Origin of the sequence: Vibrio genomosp. F10 str. 9ZD137 (assembly GCF_049974785.1) — a bacterium.
Taxonomy (GTDB): domain Bacteria; phylum Pseudomonadota; class Gammaproteobacteria; order Enterobacterales; family Vibrionaceae; genus Vibrio.
Window position 1 is genome coordinate 1 of sequence record NZ_JBNGCJ010000668.1, and the last position, 3262, is coordinate 3262.

At 43.4% G+C, this 3262-nt stretch carries 3 protein-coding genes and 2 pseudogenes; all 5 read left to right on the top strand.

From position 1 onward, the window contains the following. Positions 1–18 precede the first annotated feature (18 nt). Positions 19–336: pseudogene (locus ACP45E_RS16120) on the top strand (ATP-dependent helicase); the annotation flags it as partial. Between the two features lie 73 nt (positions 337–409). After that, the gene (locus ACP45E_RS16125; RefSeq protein WP_017038896.1) at positions 410–802 is read left to right on the top strand and encodes a PepSY domain-containing protein; all 393 of its coding nucleotides are present in this window, start codon (positions 410–412) and stop codon (positions 800–802) included. Between the two features lie 28 nt (positions 803–830). Further along, positions 831–1490 carry a response regulator transcription factor gene (locus ACP45E_RS16130; protein ID WP_017035300.1) on the top strand — a complete coding sequence of 220 codons (660 nt, stop codon included), beginning with the start codon at positions 831–833 and terminating at the stop codon, positions 1488–1490. A gap of 63 nt (positions 1491–1553) precedes the next feature. Then, complete coding sequence (locus ACP45E_RS16135) at positions 1554–2912, top strand: ATP-binding protein (protein ID WP_017038895.1); 1359 nt, start codon at positions 1554–1556, stop codon at positions 2910–2912. Between the two features lie 283 nt (positions 2913–3195). Next, a pseudogene (locus ACP45E_RS16140) lies at positions 3196–3262 on the top strand (50S ribosomal protein L25); the annotation flags it as partial.

Consider the following 3262-nt stretch of genomic DNA (forward strand, 5'->3'; position numbering starts at 1 on the left):
ACCGCTCTTCCGATCTAGTGCTTAGAAATGGATATCGCGGTTTTTAAAGACAGTCACGGTAAGTCTCAGTTGAAAGTCACTTATCGTGGCGAGAACCAAGCCCAGGTCCATGAGTTTTGGTCCCTCACCACAAAAAAACAGAAACAAGCCTTTAAAGATCAGTTTGTTCGTCCGCACTTAGCTGACAAACATCGCGCATTTGACGCGGCGTCTCCAACCAAAGTCGCTGCTAATCAACACCGATTTCGGTTGCCTCAATTTGTGATCGCACGTAAATCTGGCCGATTTTGGAAAATGAGAGACAAAATATTCGATGACGAGCTTCAAAACCGTTAAGGTTGGCAAATTCACCTTCTATTCATGTTCATTGTTTTAAGATAATGAAGGTCGCCCCAACTTTGGATCAGTTATGCTTAGTAAAACAACCATTGCTAGCGTGTCTTTGTTTTGCGCGCTTTTATTACCCAATGTCGCGATGTCAGACTCCAACACAAATGGTCATGACCTCGTTCAAGATGAGTACAAAGAAGGTGCTCGTATCGAGTTCGATGAAGACCAAGATGAAGTGTATACAGCAGTAAAAGAGGGCTTGATACTGCCTTTTTCTGACCTTTACGATGCCATTGAATCACAACTGCACGGTCGCGTCATCAAAGTTGAATTAGAAGAAGACGACGATGAATGGATCTACGAGTTAAAGTTGGTTCATAATGACAACGTAATCAAAGTAGAATACAACGCCACCACTCTAGAAATGTTAGAGATAAAGGGCCGCAATCTGCAAGATGTGATCAAGAAATAAAAACGACATAAACACAACGTGGTGACCTATGAAAATCTTAGTGGTTGAAGACGACCCTCGTCTTGGCGAACAAATTATTGAAACACTTGAATCAGCAGATTGGGTGCCAGAGCTTTCTCAAGACGGCATTGACGCATTATACCGAGCAACATCTGAGCCGTGGGATGCCATTGTTCTCGATCTTGGCCTGCCAAAACTTGATGGTTTAACGGTTTTAAAAGGCATCCGAGATGAAAACATCAATACGCCAGTTGTTATCTTAAGCGCACGAGACACCTTGAGCCAGCGGGTAGAAGGATTAAACGCCGGTGCTGACGACTACTTAACCAAGCCCTTTGAAATGGTTGAGTTAATTGCTCGCATTCGTGCACAACTGCGTCGAGCATCAGGCAATGCGTCGCCTATTCAACAAATTGGCGACCTAAGCTTAGACACTCGCAGTTCAAAAGTGCTTTGGCAAGGACAAGCCGTCAGCCTGACTGCCCTAGAATATAAAGTCGTTGCCTATTTTATGCATAACGCAGATAAGGTGATTTCACGAACTGAATTGGTGGAGCATATTTATAAACAAGATTTTGACCGTGACTCAAATACCGTTGAAGTCTTTATTGGACGAATTCGTAAAAAGATTGCCCCTAAGATCATAAAAACAGTGCGTGGATTAGGCTACCAACTGAATTGTGAGTAATGATGTTAATATGCCCACATCGGTTAACCACCTCTTTATCATCAATGACATTAAGAGCGTATCGTGCCTAAGCTAGCCTCTCCATCCAAGAAAAACCTTAAGAACATCAGCCTTAAGAGCCGTTTGCTTCTCGCCGCGGCTTTTTGGCTTGGCGCGATGATTTTGGCCGCAGGCCTTGGCATTCCTAAGCTCGTTAAAGACTACCTTACTGATGATATAAAGCAGCAACTCAGCCTTGCTATGGATGAACTCACCGCCAACATTGAAACCGATACCAATGGCAATTTAGTGATGCTGAGCAGACTTTCAGATCCTCGGTTTTATCAGCCATATAGTGGTCTATACTGGACAGCCAAAACAACCGATAAGACATTGCGTTCTCGCTCCCTTTGGGACAAAAGCCTCTCATTCAAAAAGAAGCCATTAGGTCTCACGGTGACTGGCGCAAAGAATGAAAAACTCATCTATATTGCTCGCTCTGTGTATTTGCCCGATCTCAGTGTACCCGTAACCATCACCATCGGTGTTGATGAAGCGCCTCTAGTATCAACAGTCCAACAAATCACAAGGGAAATCTGGTTGATTTTGTCATTGCTCTTTGTGGGTATCTTGCTGTTGATCGGGATTCAAGTCAGTTGGTCACTATTGCCATTAAATAGGATGCAACGAGAATTAGTGTTACTTCGAAACGGTGAACAACAATCTTTAGGGGACAATTATCCGAAAGAAGTGTCCCCACTTGTGTCAGATTTGAACGCCTTACTGTTTCACTATCAGGAATTACTTGAACGGGCGCGCAATCACGCTGGTAATTTGTCTCATGCGCTTAAAACGCCTTTGTCTGTGCTCAAGAATGAAGTTGAAACACTACCCAAAAAAGATGCCGAAAAATTCTCACAACCGATCCATCAGATTCAAAATCATATTGAATACCATTTAGGCCGCGCTCGAATGGCTGGTTCTATGAATATTCTGTCGGTCAAATCAAACCCAAGCGAGCGTGTTGACGCAATTTCAATGGCCTTTGATAAAGTGTATACCCACAGAGACATAACACTCATCAATGAACTTGATTCCGAGATTGAAGTTTCAGTAGAAACCGCCGATCTCGATGAAATGATCGGGAACCTTCTTGAAAATGGGTACAAATGGGCGGGTAGCATTATCAGAGTTCACTCCCAAAGCGTTGATCGTAACCATGTCACTCTTATCATCGAAGATGATGGGCCTGGGATCCCTGAAGAAAAACTTGATCTTGTTACCAAACGTGGGGTGAGGCTCGATGAAACAACACCAGGCACAGGTCTTGGGCTTAATATAGTAAGCGAAATGGCCCACAGTTACCGAGGAAACGTCACCTTGTCGAAAAGCGCCATGGGAGGCTTGAAAGCAGCCTTAACATTGAATATTTCACATCCGTAACTTGGTCTCAGTAACCAGCCTGAGGCACAGATAAAATACATTGGAATATGATATCGAAACTCTATACCAAGGCTTATGAAGCTTCAACTGAACGATATCTAATCAAACGCTGAAATTACGCTAAGTTAACGCCTTAAAATCAAGGTAGGCTCTTGCTCGAAAACAAAGAGAATGATAGTATCCGCGCTCGTTTGAAAGTAACTTCGGTTACGGTTGAATGTAAGCGCATCACAAGGTCGCATTGTGTTGTGATATTTAATGTTTACTAATTGAGAGTAAAACTATGAAATTTGAAGCAGTAGTACGTACTGAACTAGGTAAAGGTGCGAGCCGCCGCCTACGTCACGCTG